The 25943-nt window shown below is 66.6% G+C and carries 29 protein-coding genes; 10 read left to right on the top strand and 19 right to left on the bottom strand.

Annotation, left to right across the window (positions count from 1 at the left end):
• Positions 1–152 precede the first annotated feature (152 nt).
• The gene (locus HZA32_05605; GenBank protein ID MBI5423542.1) at positions 153–389 is read left to right on the top strand and encodes a hypothetical protein; all 237 of its coding nucleotides are present in this window, start codon (positions 153–155) and stop codon (positions 387–389) included.
• Here HZA32_05605 and HZA32_05600 read toward each other — a convergent pair.
• Positions 367–990 carry an NUDIX domain-containing protein gene (locus HZA32_05600; protein MBI5423541.1) on the bottom strand — a complete coding sequence of 208 codons (624 nt, stop codon included), beginning with the start codon at positions 988–990 and terminating at the stop codon, positions 367–369. The genes HZA32_05605 and HZA32_05600 overlap by 23 nt on opposite strands.
• 116 nt (positions 991–1106) lie before the next feature.
• Between HZA32_05600 and HZA32_05595 the strand changes: the two genes are divergently transcribed.
• On the top strand, positions 1107–3878 hold the full coding sequence (locus HZA32_05595) for a TonB-dependent receptor (GenBank protein ID MBI5423540.1): 2772 nt from the start codon (positions 1107–1109) through the stop codon (positions 3876–3878).
• 126 nt (positions 3879–4004) lie between these two features.
• On the opposite strand, the gene HZA32_05590 is transcribed toward HZA32_05595, so the two are convergent.
• From HZA32_05590 to HZA32_05575, 4 genes are all read right to left on the bottom strand, one after another.
• Complete coding sequence (locus tag HZA32_05590; protein ID MBI5423539.1) at positions 4005–4493, bottom strand: isoprenylcysteine carboxylmethyltransferase family protein; 489 nt, start codon at positions 4491–4493, stop codon at positions 4005–4007.
• A complete protein-coding gene (locus HZA32_05585) occupies positions 4490–4990 on the bottom strand; it encodes a hypothetical protein (GenBank protein MBI5423538.1) in 501 nt (166 codons plus the stop codon). The genes HZA32_05590 and HZA32_05585 overlap by 4 nt, the downstream gene beginning before the upstream one ends.
• Positions 4991–5080: 90 nt before the next feature.
• Positions 5081–5893, bottom strand: a complete 813-nt coding sequence (locus tag HZA32_05580) for a response regulator transcription factor (GenBank protein ID MBI5423537.1) — start codon at positions 5891–5893, stop codon at positions 5081–5083.
• A complete protein-coding gene (locus HZA32_05575) occupies positions 5890–7026 on the bottom strand; it encodes a histidine kinase (protein MBI5423536.1) in 1137 nt (378 codons plus the stop codon). The genes HZA32_05580 and HZA32_05575 overlap by 4 nt, the downstream gene beginning before the upstream one ends.
• Before the next feature lie 279 nt (positions 7027–7305).
• Here HZA32_05575 and HZA32_05570 point away from each other — a divergent pair, with 279 nt between their 5' ends.
• Positions 7306–7800 carry a hypothetical protein gene (locus HZA32_05570; protein MBI5423535.1) on the top strand — a complete coding sequence of 165 codons (495 nt, stop codon included), beginning with the start codon at positions 7306–7308 and terminating at the stop codon, positions 7798–7800.
• Between the two features lie 109 nt (positions 7801–7909).
• On the opposite strand, the gene HZA32_05565 is transcribed toward HZA32_05570, so the two are convergent.
• Positions 7910–8428, bottom strand: coding sequence for a DUF192 domain-containing protein (locus tag HZA32_05565; GenBank protein MBI5423534.1), 519 nt, complete (start codon positions 8426–8428; stop codon positions 7910–7912).
• Positions 8429–8449: 21 nt separating this feature from the next.
• Between HZA32_05565 and HZA32_05560 the strand changes: the two genes are divergently transcribed.
• From HZA32_05560 to HZA32_05535, 6 genes are all read left to right on the top strand, one after another.
• Entirely contained in the window at positions 8450–9625 is a 1176-nt protein-coding gene (locus HZA32_05560) for an aminopeptidase P family protein (GenBank protein ID MBI5423533.1), read from the top strand.
• A gap of 15 nt (positions 9626–9640) precedes the next feature.
• Positions 9641–10609, top strand: a complete 969-nt coding sequence (locus HZA32_05555) for a bifunctional hydroxymethylpyrimidine kinase/phosphomethylpyrimidine kinase (protein ID MBI5423532.1) — start codon at positions 9641–9643, stop codon at positions 10607–10609.
• A 6-nt stretch (positions 10610–10615) separates the two neighbouring features.
• Positions 10616–11146: an HAD-IIIA family hydrolase gene (locus tag HZA32_05550; GenBank protein MBI5423531.1), complete on the top strand. Its 531-nt coding sequence runs from the start codon at positions 10616–10618 to the stop codon at positions 11144–11146.
• 89 nt (positions 11147–11235) lie between these two features.
• Positions 11236–12060 (top strand): Fpg/Nei family DNA glycosylase, encoded by an 825-nt coding sequence (locus HZA32_05545; protein MBI5423530.1) that lies wholly within the window; start codon positions 11236–11238, stop codon positions 12058–12060.
• A 43-nt stretch (positions 12061–12103) separates the two neighbouring features.
• A complete protein-coding gene (locus tag HZA32_05540) occupies positions 12104–12856 on the top strand; it encodes a TlyA family RNA methyltransferase (GenBank protein ID MBI5423529.1) in 753 nt (250 codons plus the stop codon).
• A gap of 74 nt (positions 12857–12930) precedes the next feature.
• Complete coding sequence (locus HZA32_05535; protein ID MBI5423528.1) at positions 12931–13770, top strand: NAD(+)/NADH kinase; 840 nt, start codon at positions 12931–12933, stop codon at positions 13768–13770.
• Positions 13771–13837: 67 nt separating this feature from the next.
• Here the strand turns inward: HZA32_05535 and HZA32_05530 are convergent, their stop codons facing one another.
• The 3 genes from HZA32_05530 to HZA32_05520 all read right to left on the bottom strand — a co-directional run bounded on the left by HZA32_05530 (position 13838) and on the right by HZA32_05520 (position 17362).
• Positions 13838–14227, bottom strand: a complete 390-nt coding sequence (locus tag HZA32_05530) for a hypothetical protein (GenBank protein MBI5423527.1) — start codon at positions 14225–14227, stop codon at positions 13838–13840.
• A gap of 71 nt (positions 14228–14298) precedes the next feature.
• Positions 14299–16857, bottom strand: coding sequence for an insulinase family protein (locus HZA32_05525; protein MBI5423526.1), 2559 nt, complete (start codon positions 16855–16857; stop codon positions 14299–14301).
• A 73-nt stretch (positions 16858–16930) separates the two neighbouring features.
• Positions 16931–17362 carry a hypothetical protein gene (locus HZA32_05520; GenBank protein ID MBI5423525.1) on the bottom strand — a complete coding sequence of 144 codons (432 nt, stop codon included), beginning with the start codon at positions 17360–17362 and terminating at the stop codon, positions 16931–16933.
• Between the two features lie 229 nt (positions 17363–17591).
• Here HZA32_05520 and HZA32_05515 point away from each other — a divergent pair, with 229 nt between their 5' ends.
• Positions 17592–18119 (top strand): transcriptional repressor, encoded by a 528-nt coding sequence (locus tag HZA32_05515; protein ID MBI5423524.1) that lies wholly within the window; start codon positions 17592–17594, stop codon positions 18117–18119.
• A 381-nt stretch (positions 18120–18500) separates the two neighbouring features.
• Here HZA32_05515 and HZA32_05510 read toward each other — a convergent pair whose 3' ends face one another.
• From HZA32_05510 to flgA, 10 genes are read right to left on the bottom strand one after another with little or no spacing between them, the layout of a single operon-like run.
• Complete coding sequence (locus HZA32_05510; protein MBI5423523.1) at positions 18501–19379, bottom strand: flagellin; 879 nt, start codon at positions 19377–19379, stop codon at positions 18501–18503.
• An 18-nt stretch (positions 19380–19397) separates the two neighbouring features.
• A complete protein-coding gene (gene csrA, locus HZA32_05505; protein MBI5423522.1) occupies positions 19398–19736 on the bottom strand; it encodes a carbon storage regulator CsrA in 339 nt (112 codons plus the stop codon).
• A 10-nt stretch (positions 19737–19746) separates the two neighbouring features.
• Complete coding sequence (locus HZA32_05500; protein MBI5423521.1) at positions 19747–20211, bottom strand: flagellar assembly protein FliW; 465 nt, start codon at positions 20209–20211, stop codon at positions 19747–19749.
• A gap of 30 nt (positions 20212–20241) precedes the next feature.
• Positions 20242–21138, bottom strand: a complete 897-nt coding sequence (gene flgL, locus HZA32_05495) for a flagellar hook-associated protein FlgL (GenBank protein MBI5423520.1) — start codon at positions 21136–21138, stop codon at positions 20242–20244.
• 20 nt (positions 21139–21158) lie between these two features.
• Positions 21159–22574: a flagellar hook-associated protein FlgK gene (gene flgK, locus HZA32_05490; protein ID MBI5423519.1), complete on the bottom strand. Its 1416-nt coding sequence runs from the start codon at positions 22572–22574 to the stop codon at positions 21159–21161.
• A 21-nt stretch (positions 22575–22595) separates the two neighbouring features.
• A complete protein-coding gene (gene flgN / locus HZA32_05485; GenBank protein MBI5423518.1) occupies positions 22596–23093 on the bottom strand; it encodes a flagellar export chaperone FlgN in 498 nt (165 codons plus the stop codon).
• Positions 23094–23095: 2 nt separating this feature from the next.
• On the bottom strand, positions 23096–23443 hold the full coding sequence (locus HZA32_05480) for a flagellar biosynthesis protein FlgJ (GenBank protein ID MBI5423517.1): 348 nt from the start codon (positions 23441–23443) through the stop codon (positions 23096–23098).
• Positions 23444–23446: 3 nt separating this feature from the next.
• The gene (locus HZA32_05475) at positions 23447–24577 is read right to left on the bottom strand and encodes a flagellar basal body P-ring protein FlgI (protein MBI5423516.1); all 1131 of its coding nucleotides are present in this window, start codon (positions 24575–24577) and stop codon (positions 23447–23449) included.
• Positions 24578–24617: 40 nt separating this feature from the next.
• A complete protein-coding gene (locus HZA32_05470) occupies positions 24618–25259 on the bottom strand; it encodes a flagellar basal body L-ring protein FlgH (GenBank protein MBI5423515.1) in 642 nt (213 codons plus the stop codon).
• The gene (gene flgA, locus HZA32_05465; protein ID MBI5423514.1) at positions 25231–25941 is read right to left on the bottom strand and encodes a flagellar basal body P-ring formation protein FlgA; all 711 of its coding nucleotides are present in this window, start codon (positions 25939–25941) and stop codon (positions 25231–25233) included. The genes HZA32_05470 and flgA overlap by 29 nt, the downstream gene beginning before the upstream one ends.
• Between the last annotated feature and the right edge of the window lie 2 nt (positions 25942–25943).

Here is a 25943-nt window from a genome sequence, read left to right as displayed (position 1 = left end):
CCGCACGAGCTGCGAGCACAGCGAGCGTTAACGCAAAAAGGAAGACGAGAGGGCGGCCCATGCGCGCATCGTGCGGGTCCCCGGCGGCGCGTCCATCCCGTTCCGCGCGCAAGCGGCTTGCCGTCCCGCCCTTGCGCCCCACACTCCCGCGCATGGAATTCGGTTGGTGGGAATCAGACGACGAAGGCAAGAAGTGGAACATCTGTGTCCGCTTCCATGGCGGCAATGTGACCTTCAGCAAAAAAACCGGCCACCATAACCCGTGGATCGATTTCGACGGCACCGACGATCAGTGGGACCGCCTGCTCAAGGAGGCCGAAAAACGCCTCCCGCGCCGACTGATGAGTCAGAAGGAATTCGACCGCCTCAAGGGCTGCCGCCCGCAGTGAGCGACGGCCGCACTTGCGGCCAGAGGAACAGGAAAGATCGGGCGAACTCCTCCGGACGCGCCGCCAGCCACGCGTCCACGTCCGCAATGCTGCACCAGTCACCGCGCTGGATTTCCGCCGGATTCAGCGCGAACGGCCCCTCGGCCTCGACACGGTAGACCCAGACGAACTCCTCGCCGGTCTCGGGGCGCGCCTCGATCTTGAACAGTCGCCGCGGCGAAACGGCGGGCACGCACCCCAGTTCCTCCTCCAGCTCCCGCAGCACCGTCTCATCGTAGTCGTCGCCCGCGCCGACGTGCCCGGCACACGACGAGTTCCAAAGTCCGGGGAAAGTGTCCTTCGTCAGCGAGCGCTGGTGCAGAAAGACCTGACCGGAGCGATTCGTGACGAACACGTGCACCGCCCGATGCCGCAGCCCGCGCGCATGCACCTCGCCGCGCGGCGCGCGCCCGATCACGCAATCGCGCTCGTCCACGACATCGAAGAGTTCGCTCAGGTCCTGTCCCACGCCCGCACCGTGAACGCGTCGCGTCGCCCGGTCAACGCGCGCATCGCACGGCGCCCCACTCCGCCGCCCTGCCGAAAATCCGTTTTCGGCCATGGTCGGCGCGCCAACCCCAATGGACGCCGCGCGCGCGTTGCGGCCCGTCGCGCTCCGGGCGTTTTCGCGGACGGAGGGCGAGGCAATCCCGTCCCGCCCACCCACACCGCAAACACATGATACCTCCCCGCACCTGCACCCCGCAGGCGGCGCTCCGCCGGCTTTACTGCCTCGGCTTTGCCGCCCTGCTTTCCGCACCGGGCCTCGCGCTCGCGCAAACAGCCCCCGCCTCCGCCGAATCCGCGAAGGACGATACCGTCAAACTCGACAAGTTCGTCGTCACCGGCTCGCTCATCCCTATCGCCGCCGACACGCCCGCCGTGCCCGTGACGGTCATGACCGCCGCCGACATCGCCAGCACCGGCGTCACCAGCGATCTCACCGACGTGTTGAAGAAGGCCAACCCGTTCTTCTTCGGCCGCGGCAACCTCGGCCAGGAAAACGGCAACACCCGCGCCAACGGCACCAACGGCGCTTCATCCGTCGCGCTGCGCAATCGCGCGACGCTCGTCCTCGTCAACGGCCGCCGCGCCGCCGTCTCTCCCGTTGCCGCGACTGGCGGCGGCTCGTTCGTCGACGTCTCGCTCATTCCCATCGCCGCGGTCGAACGCATCGAAGTCCTCACCGACGGCGCGTCCGCGACCTACGGCTCCGACGCCGTCTCCGGCGTGGTGAACATCATCCTGAAGACGAACTTCACCGGCGTCGAAGTCGGCGGCAGCTTCAGCTGGTCGCCCGAAGCCAGCAATCGCGCCACGCGCCAAGCCTTCGCCACCTACGGCGTCGGCAACGACAAGACACAGGTGACGGTCTCCGCTGAGTGGCGCAGCTCCGACCCGCTGTTCCAATTCGAGCGCGATTGGGGCCGGAATCAGTTCCGCACCGCGAGCTACGCCGGAGTCATCTCCGCCGACGGCGGCAGCACGTTCTACTACCTCAAGCCCGGCCTCAACGCGCCCCCGCAAAACCTCGACCTCTCGCTCGCCGACCTCGTTGCCCAAGGCATCTACACCGGTCCCTACGACGGCGATCAGATCACGCGCTTCTTCGATCTCTCCGAGAAAGCCACGATGGCCCTCCGCAGCACCCGCCGCAGCGCCGCGTTCGCCGCCGAGCACAAGTTCACGGATACTCTCTCCGGCTTCACCGACATCCTCGCGACCAACAGCTACACGTGGAGTTCGCTCAACGCGCAGCCCGTCTCCAGCAACGTCGCCGGCACGAACCCGTTCAATCCCACCGGCGTCACCGTCAGCGTGCGCAACCGCTTCGTCGACTACCCGCGCCTGCGCTCGGGCGACACGCTCGGCCTCCGCGGCGTGTTCGGCCTCAAGGGCCGCTTCGGCGGCACGTGGTCATGGGAGGCGGCCGTCGGCCTCAACCGCAGCACGCAACACCTGACCCAGTTCAACCTCATCGACACCACGGCCTACAACGCCGCCGTCGCCAACGGCACCTACAACCCGTTCGCCCGCGTGCAGGCTCCCGGCGTCATCGAAGGCTTCGAGGGCAACGGCTATCAGGACTTCGTCAGCCAACTCATCACGTGGGACATTCGCGCCTTCGGCGAAGTCTTCACGCTGCCCGCCGGCGCCGTGCAACTCGGCCTCAGCGCCGACACGCGCGCCGAGCGCACCTCGATGGTGAACGACCGCAACGACCGCCTCGGCCTCTGGCTGCAGGCGACGCCGACGAACCCGTTCGCCGCGAAGCAGACGGTCGATGCGTTCTCCGGCGAGTTGCGCGTGCCGATCTTCGGCGGCGGCTTCACCGCGCCGGGCTTCAAGACGCTCGAAGTCGCGCTCGCCGGCCGCAAGGAACTCTACAGCTCCACCACCGATCCGTTCGTGCCGAAATACTCGCTGCGCTGGATGCCGTTCAACGACGAGTTCGTGCTCCGCACCACCTACGGCGAGTCGTTCATCGCGCCGACGCTCTTCTCGCTCTTCGGCCCGTCGAATTCCGGCTTCACCTCCTCGCTCAGCCTCAATCGCTACGACGCCAGCGGCAACGCCATCGGCACCACCGGTCCGCGCCAGTATCGCTCGCGCGGCGGCTCGAATCCCAACCTCGTCCCTTCGCAATCGCGCAACTGGACCGCCGGCTTCGTCTGGTCTCCCCGCAAGGTGAAGGGCTTCACGCTCACCGTCGACTGGTTCAACATCGACGAGCGCGACCTCATCGGCACCGTGCAGACCGCGACGATCCTGCAATCCGTCGAGCAATTCGGCACCGCCTCGCCCTACGTGAACCAAGTTCGCGTCGGCACTTCCGTCGCGGGCGAAAACCACTTCGAGGACGGCGCCAAGATCACCGCTCCCGGCCAGATCACCTCCGGCGCGAGCGACGCCGTCTGGCTCACCAATCCCGCACTCAACATCGCCGGCGTCTGGCAGGACGGCGCGGATGTCCGCCTCGATTACGTGCACGACACGAAGAACGCGGGGCGCTTCAACCTCACGGTCGCCGGCACCTACATCCACTCGTTCGTCACGCAGAACCTGCCCACGACGCCGCCGTTCGACTTCGCCGGCACGTTCTCCGGCACGAGCACGTTCCCGCGCTGGCGCACGTTCACGTCACTCGACTGGACGTTCAAGAGCTGGACCATCGGCGCCGACCAGACGCTCATCCCGAGCGTCGACGACGTCGGCGGCACGTCCGTGGCGAAGGTCGACTCCTACCAATCCTACGACCTGCGCGCTTCCTACGCCTTCAAGGCATGGAGCAACCGCTGGCTGCAAGGCCTCCGCCTCACCGTCGGCGTGAACAACCTCTTCAACGTCGATCCGCCGTTCATCGCCTCCGAGCAGGACCAGAATCGCGATATCAACACCTACGACATGTTTGGCCGGACGTTCTTCGTCTCGGCGAGCTACAAGTTCTGAGCTGGATCAAGCTTCGAACTGGGAACCCCGTTGCGCGAGCGACGGGGTTTTTTTAGTGCATCGACCAGCCGCTCCGTCGCGCGCCGATTCACACTGACACAATCAGCCAATGAACGCACCACACGCTCAGCGCAGAAACCAACGCGGCGTCGCGCGAGCGTAGGCGGCCCAGTCCCCGCCGAAAGTGCGCGCCAGCCACGGCTCTTCACCCCAGATGACACGACACTGGAATGAGATCGCCACCGCTCCGGCGTAGGCGACCAACGCCGAGCTCGGCACGAGCAGGCACCAACCAGCGAGAATTATCAGCACGGCCAGATACATCGGATTACGCGACCACCGGTAGAGTCCGACGATCACCAGTCGTTTGGGCGGATCCCAAGGCGCGAGTGTGCCTCGCCCGCTCGCGTAGAAATCCCGCACGCACCACAGCAACAAGCCGGCCCCCAGCGTGATCACGACGGAGCCAAGCACTCGGCCTTGAGGAACCGCGCCCGCTCGCGCGACAATCAACCCGGGAACCACACCGGCCACCATCGTCGGCTGTGCCAGGAAAGCCAGCCCGGCGCGTAGTGCGAGCGAGCGCTCATGCTCCGATTTGTTCTCGACGTTCACGAGGGGCAACTCGCAGCGAGTCTTCCCATGCGCCGTTGCGTCACGAACGCGATCACCGGCCCGACCACCGTGATGTGCGCGATGAAGATCGGCACCCAATTCGGCGGCGGGAACGAGTGCGGCGGCAAGCGCGTGAGCGGCAGGATCGCCAGTTGCATCAGCAGGTAAAACAGGGCTCCGAAAACCACGCCGCCGATCAACCACCGTCTCCGCACGATCGGTAGCAGGCGACAGGCGGCATAGAACAACGTCGCCGCGCCGAGCGACACGCCCGTGTGCAACGCCAAACCGAGCGCAGCCGTGGCGGCTCCGCCATCAAACGTCGCACGACCAAGCACGCTGGACGCGATGCCCTGCAGCATGCGGCTCGGGCTGCCTCCGGCGTGCAGCACGAGGCCGACCACGTAGCTGATGTCCGCCACGGCGCAAGCGAGCCCCGCGGGAACGACGACCCCCGCCGCCTGACCCAGTGAAAAACCACATTGGGGTGAGTTCATGCGAGAGCCATCGCGCCGACTCGCCGCCGCGACAAACGCCCAGCGGCGACCGTGGCCGATTCCGCGATGTATCCCAGACGTCCATCGCTGTCAGGTTGGAGCCAGGTTCTTCACCCGATCCAGATTGCGGCGGAACGCAGGGCCGATCAGCAGCGTCGTGCCGTCGTCGAGCCGCGCCGCCTGCGTGCACGACGACGTCGCCACAATCCGATCGAGAAAGGCCGTGTTGATGATGGTCGACTTGTGGATGCGCACGAACTGCGCGGGATGCAGCAGCTGCTCGATGCGCTTCATCGGCATCCGAATGAGCAACCGGCGATCGACGAGGTGCAGGTTCAGATAGTCGCCCTGGCTCTCGACCCAACGCAGATCGCGCTGCTTCACGAAATGCAGCTCCCCGTCGGCTTTGACCGCGAGCCGCGCGTTCTCGTAACTCGGCGCCGCGGGCTCGGTCGTGGCCACGCTGGAGGTCGTGGCGCGCTGGATCTGCTCGGAGAGCGCGCGTAGCGCGTTCTCGGCGGCGGAAAAATTGCCGTGGTGAATGCGGCCCTTCACGCGCTCCATCGCCCGATGAAACCGCGCATCGGTGAACGGCTTCACGAGGTAGTCGACCGCGTGGTAGTCGAACGCGCTCAACGCGTGGTGATCGTGCGCAGTGACAAAGACGACTTCGGGGCGCTCCGCCGGCGGCAACGCGGACAGGACGTCGAGCCCGGTTTTGCCGGGCATCTGCACGTCGAGCAGCAGCAGCCGCGGCTGGTGCGCGCGGATCTGCTCGAGCGTCTGGTGGCCGTCCATGGCCTCGCCGACCAGCTCGAGTTCCTCGTCGGCGAGCACGAGTTGGCGGAGGATGCGACGCGCCGGCTTCTCGTCGTCGGCGATAAGGGTGCGGATCTTCGTCATGCAGGGGAGGAAGGAGTCGCGGCAACCGCCGTCCGGAAGGGAAACTCGATCCGGACGCGCGAGATGCCGCCTTGGTTGAACGTGCACTCGAAACGGAGGCTGCGTCCGAAGATCCGCTCGAGACGCGCGCGGGTGGAGCCGAGCCCGACGCCGCGACCGCGCGCGGTGGACTCGGCGAACTCCGAGGCGTCGTTCACCACCTCGATCGCCAGCATGCCGCCCTGCCGTCGCGCCGTCACCGTGAGCGTGCCGGGATTGCGTCGTTGGGCGATGCCGTGCCGCACGGCGTTCTCGACGATCGGCTGGAGGATGAGCGTCGGCACACGGGCGTCGAGGCAGTCGTCGTCGATCAGGAAGTGCGTGATGAGCCGCTCCTCGAGCCGGAGTTTTTCGATGGCGAGGTAAGCCTGCGCGTAGTCGAGTTCGCGCCAGAGCTCGATCTCGGGCTTGCCCGCGTGCTCCATGAGTTGCCGCAGCAGCGCTGAGAGCTGCGTGATGGCATCGATGGCCTTGTCGTTCTCGTGCTCGCGGATGAGCGCCGCGACGGCGTTGTGGGCGTTGAAGAGAAAATGCGGCTGGATCTGCTGGCGCAGCGCGGCGAGCTCCGCCTGCGCGAGTTGGGCGCGCAGTCCCTCCTCGCGCCGCTCGTCGTCGCGCCGTTGCGCCATCAGGTCGCTGATGTAGCCCACCGCCACGAGCAGCGCGTAAAGGTAGAGGTCGATCAGGCTGCGGGCATCGAGCTGGGCGAGGACGAACGACGGCGATTTGTCCTCCGGACGGAAATAGCCGAAGAGGAAATACATCGCCCAGAGCCGGAGCAGGTTCCCGAAAGTGAAGATCGTCAGCGCCGCCAGCAGGTGCAGGGCGAAGCGCACGGCGGCATTCGGATGTTGCGCGGCAAGGTAGCGCCGCAGCCAGAACACCCCGGGCGTCAGCGCCGCCCAGAGCCACGCGCGCAGCACCTGCGCGAAGCTGATGTAGAGGTGTCCGCGCAGCGTGGCGGGCGGATTGCCGACCACCGTCACGTAGGTCTGGATGACCAGCAGCACGCCGACGACGGTCCAAATGCCCCACACCGTGCGCCACGGCAGCGGCGGCGCGGAGGGCGTGGAAAGGCGCGGAGCAGCGCGCATCGGCGAGCGAGGTTGGGCGGGCAAGTGAGGGAGTCAACGCACCGTCGCCGCCGCGCGCCGGCCGGACCAACGTCCAGCGACGACCATTTGAAAAACCACGACGACCATTGCCGAAGCGCCGCCCGCCTCGCCGTCCGCCCCGACTGTTTTGTCACCTAATAGGTGACAAACTCCCATCCATCCGCCTGCAGACCCCACGCACGCCATCCACTCCCCGTCGAAGTTTTATTTGAGTTTCCCGGCACTTCGTGTGTTTCGTGGGAGTTTCACCTTTTCCACATGGCCAAAATCGAAGTCAGCCAAGTCGCCGAGATCCTCAAGAAACACAAAATCGAGCCCGAGCTCCTGCGCGACATCGTCGAAGCGATGAACGAGGCCACGCAGCCGTCCGCCGACGAGGACATCAAGCCGCCGCCGCCGAAGAAGCAGTTCGTCATCCTGCTCTCCGACCCCGAGGGCAAGCTGCCCGACAAGGACATGGTCGGCTGGGTCGTGCAGATTCCGGAGAGCGCCAGCCCGTTCTCGACGCCTGACCGCATCTTCAAGGGCGCCTACGATTTCAACGCCTCGAAGCGCGGCCGCATGCTGCCGGTCAAATCCGTCGGCGAGGCGCTCGAGAGCGCCAGCGCGAAGTATTTCAAGGAGTCCGAGCTGTGGATCAAAACCAAGCTCCCGGTCGCCGTCGTGAAGACCGACAACGTGCTCCCCAAGGACGAGTTCAAGGTCGAGAAGGTCGATCGCCGGAAAAAAGACCCCGCCGCGGACGACGAGTGAGCGAACCGCACGCAGCTGGGCTCTCGGCACACGCGAGCGTGCGGTAGGGGGGGACCGCTGGGCCCGCCGCGATTTACTCTTCGCGCGCCGTCTCCAGAGGAGCTGGCGTCTAGCGCAGCCCTGCCGCCGACGGATCAAGCCCGCGCGCCTTGAGCGCGTCGCGCACGGCCTTGAGGTCGAGCTTCACGCCGGGCTTCACGCCGCGGTCCTTGAACCACCCTTGATTCATCTCGAGCGCGAACTGCATGTCGCGTCCGCGCGATGAGACCGAGCGCTCGTCCAGCGGATAAAGCGGGTAAATTTCCCGCAGCACCCCGGACGAGTCGATGTAGCCGATGTCGAGCGGCAGCGTGGTGTTGCGCATCCAAAACGCCATCGGCTGCGGACCGGTAAAGACGAACAGCATGCCGTCGTCGCGCCCCATCGCCTTGCGGAACATCAGGCCGCGCTGCTGCTCGGCGGGCAAAGCCGCGATCTGCATCTTCACGACTTGGTCGCCGATCTTGATCGGAAAATAATCGTCCACGGTCTTGGGCGGCCCCTTTTCCTCGGACTTGCCGTCGCACGCCGTGAGGGCGCCGAGCGTGAACGCACAGGAAAGGACGAGGAGCGTGAAGCGGGAAAACATTTTTGCGTTTTGTTCGCTGCCATGGCTAGACACAGCCCCTCAAAACTCAACCCTCGTTCCACCTTGTCCAAACTTCCGCCTCCCCTGCTCTACTCCGACACCGCCTCCAGCGCCGACATGCTCTATTTCGGCCAGGTCGAGGTTCACGACCCGTTCGTCGCCTTCGGCGTCGGCGCGAAGAAATACACCGTGCAGGGCGCGCTCGAATTTGGACGCGTGAAAAAGACCAGCGCGTTCGACGTCGTGCTCTCGCGCGAGGAGTGGCTCGACGCCGCGAAGAAAAAATACGGCCCGCGCGCGGGCATCGCGGAGATGATTCTCTGCCTCGCGCAGCACTTCAAGCAGCGCTCCTTCCGCGTCGCCGACGACTTCCCGGCCGGGCTCTACGTGAAGCTCACGAAAGCCGGCCTGCGCCTGCAATTCGCCGACGGCATGCTCTTCCCCGAACGAGAGATCAAATCCGACCGCGAAGCCGCCGCCATCCGCGAAGGCAACCGGCTCAGCGCCGTCGGCTTCAGCACCGCCGAAAAAATCCTCCGCGCCGCGCGCATCAAGGGCCGCACGCTGATCTACCAAGGCAAGCCGCTCACCTCCGAGCGCCTGCGGTTCTTCATCGACGTTGCGATCAAGGAACAGGGCGGCGAGGCGCGCGACACCATCGTCGCCGGCGGCGACCAGGCCTGCGATCCGCACGAGCGCGGCCACGGCCCGCTCCGCCCGCACGAACTCATCATCCTCGACATCTTCCCGCGCCACGTCGCCAGCGGCTACTACGGCGACATGACCCGCACTTACCTGAAAGGCCGCCCGCGCGAGGTGCAGCGCCGCATGGTCGGCACCGTGCTCGCCGCGCAGCGCGAAGCCATCCGCAGTATCCGCGCCGGTGTCGACGGCCGCGACGTGCACCAAGGCGTCGTCGATCACTTCATCGCCGAAGGCTACGAAACCAAACGCGGCGCCAACGGCGCCGTCGGCATCTTCCACGGCACCGGCCACGGCCTCGGCCTTGCCGTGCACGATCCGGGCTGCCGCTTCAGCACCGTTTCGTCGATCTTGAAGAAGGGCGCGGTCGTGACGGTCGAGCCCGGCCTCTATTATCCGGGCCTCGGCGGCTGCCGCTGGGAGGACGTCGTGCAGGTCACCGCCACCGGGGCAAAAATGCTCTCGCGTCATCCCTACAACTGGGAGATTCGCTAAGCCCTTTCCCCCGCGATGAAGTCCCTGCTGAAGAAGATCTCGAAACTCCACGTCCTCGTCATCGGCGACGTGATGCTCGACCACTACGTCTGGGGCGACGCCCAGCGCATCTCGCCCGAGGCTCCGGTGCCCGTCGTCGACATCGATCGCGACACCTACAGCGCCGGCGGCGCGGCCAACGTCGCGCTCAACCTCGCCTCGCTCGGCGCCAAGGCCACGCTCGCGGGCTTCTTCGGCAAGGACGACGCCGGCAAACGCCTCAGCGGCATCCTCACGCAAAAAGGCATCGCGACGATCCCGACGCCCGGCAGCGGCTCCACCATCGTGAAGACCCGCGTGCTCGTCCGCCGCCAGCAACTCTGCCGTCTCGACCGCGAGTCGCCGCAGCACGACTACGCCATCGACAGCGGCAAACTCGAAGCGACCTTCGAGAAGGCGATCCGCAAGTGCGACGCCATCATCCTCTCCGACTACGCCAAGGGTCTGCTCACCGACGACCTCGTCGCCAAAGTCACCGCCCTCGCACGCGAACACGGCAAACTCATCGCCCTCGACCCGAAGCCGCGCCGCAAGCTCCGCTTTTTTCAGCCCGATCTCATCACGCCGAACCGCAAGGAAGCGCTCCAGCTCGCCGGCATCGAGCCCGAGCCGCACCAGCCCTTCCCCGCCGCCGAGGTCTGCGCGCGCATCTACGAGCAATACCAACCGAAGCACCTCGTCATCACATTGAGCGAGGACGGCATGCTCCTCTCGCACAACGGCAAGGCCGGCCGCGTCATCCCGACGATGGCGCGCGAGGTCTTCGACGTCTCCGGCGCCGGCGACACGTCCATCGCCGCGCTCACGCTCGCGCTCGCCGCGGGTTCCGTCCTCGAAGAGGCCGCCCAATTCGCCAACGCCGCCGCCGGCGTCGTCGTCGCCAAGCTCGGCACCGCCACGGTTTCGCCGGAGGAAATTCTCCAGCACGTCTCCGAGGAGAAGTAAGCTCCGATGGCCAAAGCGCTCTTCCTCGACCGCGATGGCACCATCATCCACGACCGCGACTACCTCGCGGACCCGGCCGGCGTCGAACTGATCCCCGGCGCCGCCGCCGCGCTCCACCGCGCGCGCGAGCTCGGTTATTTGCTCTTCCTCTTCACGAACCAGTCCGGCATCGGCCGCGGTTTCCATACGATCGAAGACACGCACCGCTGCAACGCGCGGATGGAGGAACTGCTCGCGCTGCCCGCACCGGCGTTCGCCGCGACCTGCATCGCGCCCGAAGCGCCCGACCAGCCGTCGCTCTATCGCAAGCCCTCGCCGCGTTTCATCCTCGAGATGATCGCGCAACATCGCCTCGACCCCGCGCAATGCTGGATGGTCGGCGACCGCGAGAGCGACATCGACGCCGGCCTCGCCGCCGGCATCCGCTCCGCCGCCGTCTGCACCGGCAAATACGACGCCGCCGCGTGGACGCCGCGCCTGCGCCCCGGCGTGCCGCTCTTCGCCGACCTCGCCGCGTTCGTGGCCTCGCTCGCCTGACCACGCCGCGCGTTGTCACCCAAGAGGCGATAAACCCGCCGGCGCCATCGACAGCTTGCGCTCCGCCCACGCCGCAGTTGCCTGTTCCCATGCCTGAGCTGGCCGAAGTCGAATTCTATCGCCGCCGCTGGGCCGTGGGGCACGGCGCGAAAGTCGCCCACGTGCTCCTGCACGAGCGCGCGAAGGTTTTCCGCGGCATCGATCCGGCGAAGATCGTCCGCGCGCTCACCGGCGCCACGCTGATCGATTCTGAAACCGCGGCGAAGCAGATGCTGTTTCGCTTCAGTGGCGGCAACTGGCTCGGCGTGCACCTCGGCATGAGCGGCGAGCTGCGCGTCGAGGCGCCCGACTACGCGCCCCGCAAACACGACCACCTCGTGCTCGTGCAACGCGAGCGACAGCTCGTTTTCACCGACCCGCGCATGTTCGGCGCGGTGCTTTTCCACCACGGGAAAACCGCTCCGGATTGGTGGACGCGCATCGCGCCGGCGATCCTCTCCGCGCCGTTCTCGGTCGCTGCGGTGCGCGATTTCCTCGTGCGCCGCCGTCGCGCGCCGATCAAAGCGGTGCTGCTGATGCAGGTGCGATTCCCGGGTATCGGCAACTGGATGGCGGACGAAATTCTGTGGCGCGCCCGGCTCACCCCGTCGCGTCTCGCGGGCTCGCTCACGCCCGCGGAGATCCGCGCGTTGCACCGCGAATGCCGTTTCGTCTGTCGCGGTGCGCTGCGCTACAACGCCGGCGTCGGCGGGCGCATGCCGGCGGAGCTAAACGAGTTCATGCCGGCATCGTGGCTGTTCAATCACCGCTGGGCCAAGGGCGGACATTGCCCGCGCTGCGAAGCGCCGCTGCGCCACGCCACGGTGGGCGGACGCACGAGTTGCTGGTGTCCGCAGTGCCAGCCCGCGCGGTGAGTTCGTCGTCGACGCGCGGACGCGCGGCAGCTTCGCTTCCCTCGTGGCCTCCGGCAAACAACGCCTCGATGAACTGCTCGTGACGCGCGGACTCTGCGCGTCGCGCTCGCAAGCCAAGGCGCTGATCATGTCCGGCCGCGTGCGACACGGCACCGAGCGGCTCGACAAACCCGGGAAGGAATTCGCCGCCGACTTCGAGATCACGATCGACCAGCCGCCGCGTTTCGTCAGCCGCGGCGGCGAGAAGCTCGCCGCTTACCTCGAGCAATTCCCCATCGATCTCCCGGGCGCGCATGTGCTCGACGTGGGCGCATCCACCGGCGGCTTCACGGATTGCGCGCTCCAAGCCGGCGCGGCGTCGGCGACGTGCGTCGACGTGGGCACGGGCCAGCTACACGACAAAATCCGCCGCGACCCGCGCGTCACGTCGCTGGAAAAAACCAACGCCCGCCACCTCGCGCCCGGCGCGCTGCCGCGAGCCAGCTACGACGTCGTCGTGATGGACCTGTCGTTTATCTCGCTGAAAAGCGTCCTTCCGGCGGTATGGCCGTTCCTGCGCGCCGGAGGCACGCTGGTCGCGCTCGTGAAACCGCAATTCGAAGCCGGCAAGGCCGAGGTCGATCGCGGCCAGGGCGTGATCCGCGACGACGCCGTGCGCGCTCGCGTCATGAGCGAGGTGCGCGAGTTCGCGTTGCGCGAGCTGCCGGGCGCGAGCATCCACGGCGAGCGGGAGTGCCCCATCCACGGCGCCGACGGCAACCGCGAATTTCTACTGGGTCTCCGGAAATCCGACTAAGCAGGCTTACAGCACGGCGCGCCCAGAGATTCCTGTTTCCAACCCCACCCCGCTCGCACTACCTTCCCCGCGTCATGGAGCAGCTCAACCGCATCGCCTTCGTCGTGAATCCGGATCGCCCCGGTGCCGCCGAGCTCGGCGCGGAGCTGATGGCGATCGCCGGCAAGGCCGCCGCGAAACGCACCGAGCTCAACCAAGGCCGCAAGCTTCCGCGCGGCTATTTCAAGGGCTGCGACGCCGTGTGCGTCATCGGCGGCGACGGCACGCTGCTCGGCGTCGTGCGCGCTGCGATGCGCGAGAACATCCCGATCATCGGCGTGAATCGCGGCAGCCTCGGCTTCCTCACGACCTATTCGGCCGAGGAGGCACGCACCCATTTCCCGGCGATCCTCAAAGGCGATTACCGCATCGCGCGGCGCACGCTGCTGGATTGCCGCGCCGGCCCCGGTCACCACGACATCGCGCTGAACGACGTGCTGATCAAAAACGAGGTGAACTCGCGCCTCGTGCGGTTGGAGGTCTTCGCCGACGACGAACTCGTCACCGACTACTACTGCGATGGCATCATCTTCTCCACGCCGACGGGCTCCACGGCCTACAATCTCGCGGCGGGCGGCCCCATCATGCACCCGGCGGCGCAGACGATCGCGATGACGCCGATCTGCCCGCACACGCTGAGCAATCGCACGATCATCTTCCGGGAGCGGGTGAAACTCCGCATCGTCAATCGCACGGAAGACGCGCGCCTCCTCGTGGCGATGGACGGTCAGCGCAACTCGCTCGTCACCGGCGGCTCGATCGAAATCTCGCTCGCGCCGCGCCGCATCGCGCTCGTCCAACCGCGCGGCTATTCGCACTTCGCGGTCATGCGCAGCAAGCTCAAGTGGAGCGGCGGATTCGCGGACAAGAAGTAACGCGCCCGGCCAACAAAAAGCCCCGGCGTGTGGCCGGGGCTGAAATTCGCGGGCGAAGAATTCGCGCTCAGTTCTGATTCTGCGGCGACTTCGGCTCGTGGCCGGCCTTCTTGGCTTCCTTGGCGGCCTGCTTCTCGGCCTTGGCTTTTTCGCGCTCGGCCTTCGCCTTCTCCTTGTCGGCCTTTTCCACCTCGGCCTCGGTCTTGTCGACCTTGCCGTCCTTGTTCGTGTCGTATTTCGCGAGGCGCGCCTGCTTGGCGGCTTCCTTGTCCGCGTTCATCTTCGCGGTCTCGGCCTCGTCGAGTTTGCCGTCCTTGTTGGCGTCGTATTTCTCGAGGTTCGCCTTGCTCGGGCCTTTTTCCTTGTGCTCGGGCTTGGCTTCTTGGGCGGGGGCAACGGCGATCAGCGCGCACGTGGCGAACGCGACCGCGAGGAGTCGGGGCAATTTCGTATTCATAAGGGTGCGGCGAGCGTGCCCGCCCGCCGCTCGTCCGGCAAGCCGGCAGCACTCCCTTTCTTCCGCGAATTTCACGGCTTGACCACCAGCTGCGTGCGCGTCTCCGCGGTGAAATACGTCCGGGCGAAATCGCGCAACCGCTCGATGGTGACCGCGTCGATGTGCGCGTCGTAGAGCTGGCTGTCGTTGACCGGCAGCTCGTTCACGGCGTTGAGCGCGGCCTGCATCGCGCGGGCCGAGTTGGTCTGCTGGCCCATGCGCTTGCCGGCCTTCAGTCGCGTCTGGCAGCGGCGCAACTCGTCGGCGCCGACCCCGCCGGCCTGCACGCGCGCGATTTCGAGTGCGAACTCCTCGAGCACTTCGCCGTAACGCTCCGGGCTGGCGCCGGCGTAGAAGTAGAACATGCCCGCGCGCTGGCCAGTCACGCGGCTGGAGCGCACGAAATACGCGAGGCTCTTCTGCTCGCGCACGCGCTCGAAGAGATTCGACGACATGCCGCTGAACAATTCCTCCGCGACTTCGGCGACGTAGTAGTCGGGCACAAGCAAACCGGGCCCGGGAAACGCCTGGAAGACGATCGCCTGCTGGCGCGGCTGCTGCTCGACGAACTCGCCGGCCACCGGCGCGAGCTTGGGCTGCGGCCGCTCGATTTTGCCACGCGGCAGGCGGGTGAGGAACGCCTTCAACTTCGGCGCGAGTTTCTTCGGGTCGAAGTCGCCGGCGACGGCCAGCACGGCGTTCGACGCCACGGCGAGACGCGCGTGGAGCGCCTTGAGGTCGGCCGGCGCGATGGCGCGGAGGCCGGCCTCGTTGCCGATGCTCTCGACGGCGAACGGATGCGCGCCGAAGAATTTTTCGCGGAGCTTTTTCCGTCCGACCGAGACCGGGTCGTCCATCGATTCGCGCAGGCTGGCGAGAGCGCCTTCGCGCTCGATCTCGAGGCGGGCAGCCTTGAACGCCGGTTGCAGCGTGGCGTCCGCGAGCAACTCGAGCGCGAGGTCGGCGTCGCCGGGAAGCACGTCGGCATAGAGGCCGAAGCTGTTGTTGCCGGAGAAGTCGGCGAACGTGCCGCCCACCGCCTCGATGGCGAGCGCGACCTGTTCGGCGGTGCGTTTGCGGGTGTCCTTGGCGAGCAACGCCGACATCAGCGCGCAGAGGCCGCGGCGGTCGGCCGGCTCGAACAGCGGGCCACCGGCGAAGGCGAGGCGGAAGTGCAGGTTTGGCAGGTTGCGGTTCGGCTGCAGGAGCAGGCGCGCGCCGTTCGGGAGCGTGAGTTCCTTGAACTCGGCGGCGGGACCGGTCGCGATACTCGGGACCGGCGCGGCCGCGGCCGCGGACTTCGGGTTGCTCGATACGACGGTGAGTTTTTCCGGAACGAGATACTTCTTGAGCACGCGCACCAAGTCGGCCGGGCGGAGCGCGGTGAGTCGTTCGAAGTAGCGGCGCGTGTAGTTGACGTCGCCGACGACGACTTCCGCGGCACCGAGGCGCGAGGCCTGGCCGGACATCGTCTTGTGCATGTTCACCTCGGCGGTGACGGCTTGGCGGACGGCCTTGGCGAGCGCGCGCGGGCTGACGCCGTGCGCGGCGACGCGGGCGACTTCGCGGAGCACGGCGGCTTCGGCGGCGGCGCGTTTGTCCGCATCGGCCATGAACGAAACGTAGAAGAGACCGCTGGTGCCGGGGCTCCACGTCATCGCGTCGATGGTGTGGACGAGGCGCGCTTTTTCACGGACGGCTTGCCAAAGGATCGAGGCGTCACCGTGGCCGAGAACCATCGCGAGCATGTCGAGCGCGGCCATGTCCTCGTGGGCGAGACCGGGAATCTGCCAACCGAGGCCGGCGCGAGAGATTTCGACGTCTTCGAAGAGATGCTGGTCGCGGCGGGAGAGTTGCGGCGTCTCGTCCGAGACGAGCACGGGAGCGAGACGGCGGCGCGGCGTGGCGCCGAAGTGCTGCGCGACGGCCGCACGCGTGGCGACCGCGTCGAAGTTGCCGACGATGACGACGACGAGGTTGTTCGGCGCGTAGCGTTCGCGGTAGTAGGCGGCGAGGTCCTCGCGCGTGTTGGCGGCGAAGACATCGCGATGGCCGATGATCGGCTGGCGATAGGGATGCGTGCGGTAGGCGGTCTCGAAGAGCGCCTGGCCGAGGCGCTGGTCGGGATCGTCGAGGCACATGTCGATTTCGCGGAGAATGACGTTCTTCTCCTTCTCCACTTCATCGGCGGGCAGCGTGGAGTTGAGCGTGGCGTCGGCGAGGATGTCGATGGCGACGGCGGTGTGCTCGGCGGGGATGTCGATGTAGTAAACGGTGCGGTCGAACGTCGTGTAGGCGTTGATGTAGCCGCCGTGCGCCTGGACGGTCGCGGAGATCTCACGGCCGGCGCGGCGCGGCGTGCCCTTGAAGAGCATGTGCTCGAGGTAATGCGAGAGTCCGGCGCCGAGGTGCGCGCCCTCGTGGATGCTGCCGGTTTTGACCCAGACCTGCACGGAGGCGACGGGAGCGGCCGTGTCGCGTTTGAGGAGGACGGTGAGTCCGTTGGCGAGCGTGTAGCGCTCGACCGGAGCGCGCCACAGGGACTCGAGCAACGCGAGGTCGCGGGAGCGGGAAGAGGAATTTTTCGGCATGAAGAAAGGATGCGAGCGAAGCGCCAGCGGCCGCGCAGGAGCGGGGCGGCCCGGGGCGCGGCGCGGGGGACGGTCAGTTCGTGGCGCCGAAGGAGGCGCGACGCTTGCGCGATTTCGCGGGGGCGAAGGGCTTCACGAAGGCCTCGTCGAAGTCGTAGATGTCCGCGAAGTCCTCGCGGCGATCGTTCTCGGTTTTGGAGAAAACGTTATACTCGATGAGATTGAAAACGATGTCGCCGATGTCGCGGCAGCGCGTGATGCCCCAAGCGTTGAGCACGGTCTTGGCCAGCGGGCCGAACTGATCGAGCGCGTAGTCGCGGACGCCGCCAAGGAGTTCCGGCCCGGTCACGTGTTGGGAACGCCCCGCGCGTTCGGGGGCGCGCTTCTTGAGCTCCTTCACGGTGTGGTCCAGCGCCTGCCGGACAAACGTGTAGGCTTTGCGGTCGAATCGCGCGTCCTCCTTGCAGATGAGTTCGACAACTTCGGTGAATTCCAAGTCTTGCATCACTAAGAGGCGGAACCGCTAGCACAGGCCCCAGACGTTCGCAACCAACGTTCCGGGCCCGGGAGCAGAACGGGTTGTCGCAGTTCCGCGCAGGACGTCGCAGGCCCGTCCGACCGAGCCGGACAAAAACGCGGGAGATCGGGCCGCGTCGGCAAAAAAAACGTGCGTTTCCCGAATGCCCCTCGCCAGCGGGCCGGCCATCTGCAATTGAAACGCATCCTCCAGACCGATGATTGCGGCTACACATTCCAACCATCCGCTCGCGGGTGTCCACGCCCCGAAGGTTGTCGATCCGCTCACCGACGCTCTCGCGCGCATTCGCAAGGCCGGCATGCGCATCACGAAGCCCCGCGTCGCGCTGATCGAATCGCTCGCTCGCCGGCAGGCGCCGGTCCCCATCGAGACCTTGCACCACGAACTCACGGCGCAGAAATGCGATCTCGTGACGGTCTATCGCTGCCTCAGCGCGTTCGAGAAAGTCGGCATCGTGCGCCGGAGCTTCCGGCACAACGGCACGAGCATGTATGAGCTGGTGCTGAGCCAGCAGCCGAAACACTACCACATCGTGTGCAAAGCCTGCGGCGCCACGGAACCCGTCGACTACTTCCCCATCGAGGGAGTCGAGCGCGTGCTGCGCGAACGCGGTTACGCCGAGCTGACGCACCTCGTGGAGTTCTTCGGCATCTGCCCGACGTGCCAGCAGGCCGCTGCCGCGAATCGAGTCGCCCACGTGGTGCCGGTCGCGCGTCAAACCTGAGTCGGCGCGAGTTTACCGGAGAGAGTCGAGCGCGGCGAACGCCGCGCTTTTCTTTTGCGCCGAATCGCAAGCACGAGCCGGACGGAGGACCGCGAAAGAAAACATCTTCGCGATGATCGCGCTTGGCCGCGCGACCTGTCCGCCACTGGCGCACCCTTGGGTTCGGCGATAGGAACGTGGACAGCAACGCGACTCCAGAACTGCGCAGTTGAGGCAACGCCCCTTCCCCGCACGCCGACGTGCGGCCGCCCAAAAAAGAAGACCGCCGTCGGTTGCACTCGACGGCGGTCTCTTTTTTTAACGGCGGGGTTCTAGTGGTGTAGGCCCGTCGAAGGGGGCGTGCGCGGCGGGGACGTCGTCGCGCCGACGACTTGCACAAAATTACTGCTGGAGGAGGCTGAGGACGCTCTTCGGGGTCTGGTTGGCTTGGGCAAGCATCGCGGTGCCGGATTGCACGAGGATGTTGAACTTCGCGTATTGGGTGGATTCCTCGGCCACGTCGACATCGCGAATGCGCGAGATGGCGGCGCCGAGGTTCTCGTATTCGACCTGCAGGGTCTTCGCGGCAAGTTCGAGGCGGGATTGCGAGGCGCCGAGCGAAGCGCGCTCGGTGGCGACGTCTTGGATCGCCTCGGTGATCTTGCCGATCGCGTCGGAGTCGGTGACGGAGAGCGAGTAGACGCCGGAGCCATCCTGATCGATGATGTCGAGCATGTCGCCATCGCGGAGGTTGGACTCGGGGATGGTCATGTCCTGGCCGACCGCCTGGCCGATCGTGACGGTGAGGCCGGAGGTGTTCTCGCCAAAGAGGGTGATGCCGTTGAACGCGCCGAGCGGAGTATCGATGTCGGTCGTGCCGCCGATCTCGGAGGTCGGTCCGCCGATGGTGGCGCGGAGTTGATCCTGGAGCGCGCCGAATTCCTGCTGATAGAGCGAGATGTCGGTGGCGTTTTTGGTGACGTCCTTGGCGAGGATCGCGAGCTCGCTCATGCGCGAGAGGATCTTCGTCATGCCGGACATGAAGCCGTCGGCGGTCTGGACGTAGGAGATGGCGTTCTGGACGTTGGTCGTCGCGGCCTTCACGCGGCGGTTTTGCGCGTCGAGCTTTTCGGAGACGGCGAGGCCGGCGGCGTCGTCGGAGGGGTTGACGATCTTGGAGCCGGAAGAGAGGCGCGTGAGAGAGCGACCCAGCATTTCCTGGGAAGCGTTGAGGTTGCGGGCGGCGGCGATGGCCTGGATGTTGGTGTTGATGACGCTCATGGCGGGTGGTGGTTGGGTTTAGGCCGCGTTGACCTTCACCGCGGGTTTCGCGGGAACGGTCGGGGCGGTTTTGTTGCCACCATCCATGGCGGACGACTGAACCGGGCCGGTATCCTTGGTCCGGTTGATTTTTGGAAGGGTCGGGAACGCGGCGCCGGACGGGCCGGCGGCGGGCTTGAAGGCAGCGGCCTGATTGGTCGCGGCGATGGCGGTCTGCACTTCCTTGCGGAAAATGGGGACCTCGCGCGGGGCGATGATGCCGATCTTCACGACGTCGCCATCGATCCGGTTGATGCGGATCTCGATGCCGTCGCCGATGACGATCGCTTCATTGGTTTTGCGAGAAAGGACGAGCATGGGGGAATCCTCAGGCAGTGGCGGCGGTGGCGACCTGGGTGCTCTCGACGAGCGGGTGGTGCGCGGAGTAGCGCGAGTAGTTCGAGATGACGAGCTGGCGGCCGATCTTCGTGCGGCGATTCAGGAGGATCGGGCCGATCAAGTTGACCTTGGCCTCCAGTGGGCGCTGCTGTTCGAGCGTGACGATGTTGAGCACCATGGCCTCGCTGCTGTCGCGCAAGTCGAGCTGCATCGCGTCGTCGTCGAAGACTTCCGGCGTGTAGTCCGGGATGAGGCCGGCGGGCTCGATCACGATGAAGTGGACGGAGTCCTTGCCGTTGCTGAGCTTGAGCCAGAGAAACGGGAGGTGGTCGGGCTGATAAAGGATCTCGGCCTGCGTGTAGTCGCGGAAACCGATGATGCCCTGGGGCAACGTGAAGAGATTCGCGACCTGCTGGTCGAGCTCGGCGGAAGGTGTTTCGAGGATGACTTTCATGGCGGTGCGGCGGGTGGTGGCGGTGGGCGGTTATTTCAAATAGTCGAGAAGGGAGAGCTTCATGATGTTCGACGCGGACTGGAGTGCGGCCTGATAGGCGACCTGATTCTGGTTCAGCTTCACGATCGTGGAAGGCAGGTCGCCGTCGGCTTCGGAGGAAACGAGCTTCTCAAGATTGGCGGCGCGGTCCTTCTGCTGGGCCTGGTTCACCTCGATGCGCATCTGCACAGCGCCTTGCGAGGACAGGGAGTTCACGAGGAGGTCCTCGCTGTTGAGCAGCTCAGTCTGCGCCGCCTTCACGGCGGTGGTGTTGCCGGACTGGAGGGAGTCGCGGAGCGAGACAAGGCGGTTGATGAAATCGCCGATGCCGGTGTTGGTGTCGGCGGAGGTGCCCGCGGTCACGGCGGATGACTCGGAGAGGGCGATGGAGGATTGCGCGGAATTGCCCGCATAGGTGACGCCCGTGATCTTGCCGCTCGCGTTGCGCGCCGCCGTGAAGGGCGCGGCGTCAACCGCGGTGCCGGCGAAAATGTAGTCGTTGCGGAACTTCGTGTTGCCGAGTTGCACGGCCTGCTCGAGGAGCTGGTCGACTTCGGCCGCGTAGGCCGTGCGCGCCTCGGCGCTGACCGTGCCGGTGCCAAGCGTGCCGATCTCGGTGGCGCGATCGGAGAGTTTCTTGATCTGCTGCAGGCCCGAGTATGATGCCTGGCTGACCTCGAGGGCGCGGCTGGCGTTGCGCTGGAATTGCTCGATGGAGCGGCGCTCGTTCTCGAGGTTGATGACGCGGCTGACGGCGGCGGGATCGTCCTCGGGATTCGTGATGCGCTGGCCGCTCGCCACCAACGACTGCAAGCGCGCCGACTGCGATCCGAGGTTTTGGATTTGGCGGACGATGTTGTCGGAAACCGTGTTGGAGGCGATGCGCATGGCGGAGATTCTGTGGGGGCTTAGTTGCCGAGCCGGTTGACGACGGTGTCGAGCAGTTCGTCGACGACGGAAAAGACGCGCGAGGAGGCCTGGAACGCGCGTTGGAAGCGCACGAGGTCGGCCATTTCCTCGTCGAGCGAGACGCCGCTCACGGTGTCGCGCTGGGATTTGACGAGGTTCGCGATGTTGGTCTGGTCGTCGACGCGGGAGTTGGCGCTCGCGAGGGCCTGGCCGAGGTTCGAGACCGACTGGGAGAAAAATTGGCTGATCGTGCCGTCGACGGCATCGCCGCTGGCGGTGGAGAAGCTCCGGCTTGCGATCGCTGCGACGGCAAGGGCGATGGAGTTGTCGCCGGCGGCGCCGTTGCCAGCGCGCAGCGTCGTCGCGGTGAGGCCGGACTGCAATGAGAGCGTCCCGGCGCTAGTGCCAGCGGCGGCGAAGAAGTTGCCGCCGGCCGTGGAGGTCGGGTTGTAGGCGGCGTTGACGGTCGTGACGAACTGTTGCGCCATCGCATCGAGGGCGTCGCGGAGGTCCTGCACGGCGCCGTCGCGGGCGTTGAGCTGGCCGTAGATTTTGCCGGAGGAGAATGCGAGCGCGGTGCCGGAGGCGCCGCCGGTCAGGCCGGTGCCAGTGAAGGCGACGGGGCCGGTGACGGCGGCTTTGTCGACGAGGACGACGTCGTTGTTGGCCGCGTCCTTCATGACGACTTGGATCTGTCCGTCGGTGGCGTCGCGGACGTCGATGGGCACGATGGCGGCGAGTTCCTCGAGCTTGGCCTGCCGTTGGTCGCGAAGATCGATCGCGGTGTTGGGCGCGCCGACTTCGATGCGGCCGATCTGGGCGTTGAGGTCGGCGATCGTGGAGAGCAGGCGGTTGACGTCGCCGACGTCGGCGCCGATCTCGGTATTGACGTCGGCCTGCACCTGCGCGAGGCGCGCATCGGTTTGGTTGAAGCGGTCGGTGAGGATCGCGGCCTTTTGCAGGAGCGTCTGGCGCTCACCAACGTCGGTGGGGCGCGCGGCGAGGCTCTGGAACGCACTGAAGAAATCGCCGATGGCGGCGGCGAGGCCGCCCGTAGAGGCGTTGGAACCGGATGCGGTCGCAGAGGCGGAGCGATCAATGCTCTGGCCGAGGCCGGCTTGGGCGCGGCTGAGGACGTCCTGCTCGGCTTCGAACGCGGATTTCAGGCCCGTCTCGCGCATGACTTGGCGGTCGAGCAAGGAGTCGCGGAGTTGCTGCACCGCGAGCGCTTCGAGGCCGAGGCTCTGCGCGCCCTCGGGCGTGACCACCGTGCCGCGATCACCGTAGATCACGCGCTGGCGCGCGTAGGCGGTGTTGTTGACGTTCGAAAGATTCTTGCCGGCGATCTCGATGGCGCGGGCGTGCGCGTTGAGCGCTTTGACCGAGGAACCGAGGGTGGAGAAAAGGCCGGACATGGCGGAAGGAGGGAAAGAGGCTTAGCCCGCGACGCGGAAGGCCGGCTCGGGGCGGACGCCGCCGAGGGTGACGCGGCCCGTGGGCGCGTAGGTTTGCGTGAAGGAGTCGGGGCGGAGCTGGCGGAGCAATTCCTGCTGGGCCTCGACGGTGCGCGAGAGCAGCGAGTGATTGTGGCGCGAGGTGCGGCGGACGCGGTGAATGAGAATGTTGATCTCGGAGATGAGCGCCTCGAGCAGCGGGCGGACGTCAGCGGCGAAGTGCGGGAGCAGCGTGCGGAGCGTGGCGGTCGGCAGCTCGTTGTTCTCGGTGGCGAACGCGGCGACGAGCGCCTCGCGGTTGCGGCGGGATTCGTGGAGGCTTTGCACGAGCGACTCGATTTCGCCGCTGAGGCGGAGCACGCCGTCGGGATTGCGCGCGAAGAGGAAACGTTGCTGTTCCTCGAAGAGGTGGAGGAGGCCGCCGTATTCGGCGATCTCGTGGCGGAGGGCGTCCGCGATGATTTTCCAGTCGTGATCCATGATCAGTCTTTCTGGTCAGCCGTGACAGCGGCCAACGAGGCGCGGGGCGTGAGCTGGTGTTGGAGAATATTGCCGAGGCCGAGGCCGCCGGCGGAGGAAAGTTGGTTCGAAAGGACGTCGGTGAGCAGGTAGCCGTAGACGCTGCCGCCACCGCCGGCGCCGCCCTCTTTGCCGCCCATGATGCTGCCGACGCTTTCCTGCAGGAACTGGCGGAGGAGGATCGCCTCGAACTGACCGGCGACGGCCTTCACCTGCTCGGACTGCGGGAGGTTCTGCATCTTGCCCGGGTTCGCCATCATCGAGGCGACTTGGGCGGCGGATTGGCGGGGGGAAATGGCGGAGACGTTCATGGCTCAGTTGATGATGAGCTCGGCCTGGAGGGCGCCGGAGCGCTTGAGCGATTGGAAAATGGCCATCATGTCGCGCGTGGAGACACCGAGGGAATTCAGCGCGGCGGCGAGGCGCTCGACGGTCGGCGGCTCGTTGAGGACGGTGAAGCCGCCCTTGGTCTCGTTGACCGCGGTCTGCGTGCTCTGGACGGTCTGCGTGGTGCCGTTGCTGAGCGCGCCGGGTTGCGAGACGCCCTGGTTGTTCGTGACGGTGATGGTCAACGCGCCGTGGGCGATCGCGACGTGCGAGATGCGGACGGTGGAGGTGGCGACGATCGTGCCGGTGCGCTCGTTGATCACGATGCGCGCGAGCGTGTCGGGTTGCACTTCGACAGTGCCGAGGTCGGCGAGGAAGGCCACGTCGCGGCTGCGGTATTCGGCGGGGATCTTGACCTGCACGGTCGCGGCGTCGGTGGCCATGGCGCGCGACTCGGGCCAGCGCGTGTTGATGGCGTCGGCCATGCGCGCGGCGGAGGTGAAATCGGGATTGTGCAGCAGGAGGCGGAGCACCTGGTCGTGGACGAACTGCGCGGGAATCTCGCGCTCGACGATGGCGCCGTTGGAAATCGTGCCGACGGTCGGGTGGTTCTTCTGCACGGTGGCGCCGCCTGCACCGCCGGAGCCGCCGACGAAGCCGCCGATGGCGACCGGGCCTTGCGCGACCGCGTAGACGCGGCCGTCGGCGCCGAGGAGCGGAGTCTGGAGGAGCACGCCACCTTGCAGCGTCTTCGCATCGCCCATCGAGGAGACCATCACATCGATGCGCGAACCGGGCTTCATGAACGCGCCGATGTCGGCGGTGATCATGACGGCGGCGATGTTCTTCGACTTGATGTCGGTGGCGGCGACGGTGAGGCCGTAGCGTTGGAGCGTGTTCGAAATGGCGCGGAGCGTGGACAGCGCGTTGCTGTCGCCTTCGCCGGCGAGACCGACGATGAGGCCGTAGCCGACGAGTTGGTTGTCGCGACCGCCTTCAACGAGCGTGAGGTCCTTGACGCGCGCGGCGTGCGACGCGGACGCCACGACGAAAACCGCCAGGGCGCAGGTGGCCGCGCGGCGGAGGAAGGAGAAGGAGGTGCGTCGTGCTGTGTTCATCCGTGATCCTGAGTGGACCGTGAAATCGTGTTACATCGCGTCAGAACGGGCGGAGTTTTTCGTAGAGCTTCGCGAGCCAGCCGCGCTTCTGCGCGTCGGTGAGCGTGCCCTCGGCGACGAACTCGACGCGGGCATCGGCGATGTTGGAGGAAAGGATCGTGTTGTCGGCGCCGATGTCGTCGGGGCGCACGAGGCCGTGGAGGACGACGTATTGCGTCTCGCCGGAGAACGTCACAACGCGCATGCCCTCGATGACGAGATTGCCGTTGGGCATCACGTCGGTGACGAGCACGGCGGCGCGACTGCTGAGCGACTGGTTGTTCACGGTCTGGCCGCCGCCGGAGTAGTCGCCCTTGCCGGTGATGTTGGTCGACGGGAGCTCGCCGTTGTGCGTGCCGAACTTGCTCGCGGCGACGGAGAACATGAACTGGCTGACGGCGTCCTCGATGGTGGACTTGCGCGTGGAGGATTTGCTCTGGGTGTTCGTCGCGGCGACGCTCTCGACGACGACGATCGTGAGGATGTCGCCGGCGCGGCCGGCCTTGCGATCGGCGAACATGCCGCGCGGGCCCGACGAGGCCGCCCACAACGACTCGCCATGCGCGCCGGCGGTGCCGAGCGCGAGAAGCGCGATCAGGGCGGCAGCGCGGAGCTCAGAAGCGGACTTGGACACGGTTTTCATCGATGACGAACGCGGAGAAATCTTTCTTCGAGTCGAGATTGCGGACGGTGACGACTTCGCCCTGCGCGCCGTTCTGCATGGCGAGGGCTTTCATCGTGAGCACGAGCTGGCCGTCGGCGGCGGAGACTTCGACCATCTCGCCTTTCTTGACGAGCGGGCGGCGGGCGATGTCGCGCCAGGTGAGAAGGCGGCCGGCCTGGATGCCGCGCACGAAGTTGAAGGAGTGATCGCCGACGGCGGCGGGCAAGGCGTCGCGCTCGCGGAGCAGGTCGACGCGGCGCGTCTCGAGGATCGAGGCGTCGAACGGCGTGTTGTTCGAGATCGGCTGGCGGGCGACCCAGGCGTCGCGCCAGAGCGCGGCGCGGAGCGTGAGCGTGATCTCGCCGAGCGACTGGCCGTCCGCGAGGATGCGGCAGCGCAGGAGCATCGAGGTGGCGGCGACGGAGGGATATTCGCTGATCTGCACCTGCCAGTCGCGGGCGACGCGATCGGGCGAGCTCCACGGGCGGATGAACTCGAGTTGGAGGTCGCCCTCGAGGTTGAAGTGCGCGGCGAGGTCGCGGGTGAGCGCGGCGGTGAAGGCTTCCTGGCCGAAGGGCGTGGCGACGTTCGTGGCCGGCTCGTCGGCACGGAGCGCGGTGAGGGCGAAGAAGGCGACGAAGGTGGCGAGGAGGCGTTTCATGG

The sequence above is a fragment of the Opitutia bacterium genome (genome assembly GCA_016217545.1).
GTDB lineage: Bacteria > Verrucomicrobiota > Verrucomicrobiia > Opitutales > Opitutaceae > Didemnitutus.
Note: the sequence above shows the minus strand (reverse complement) of the source record. Positions and strands in the feature narration are given on the sequence as shown.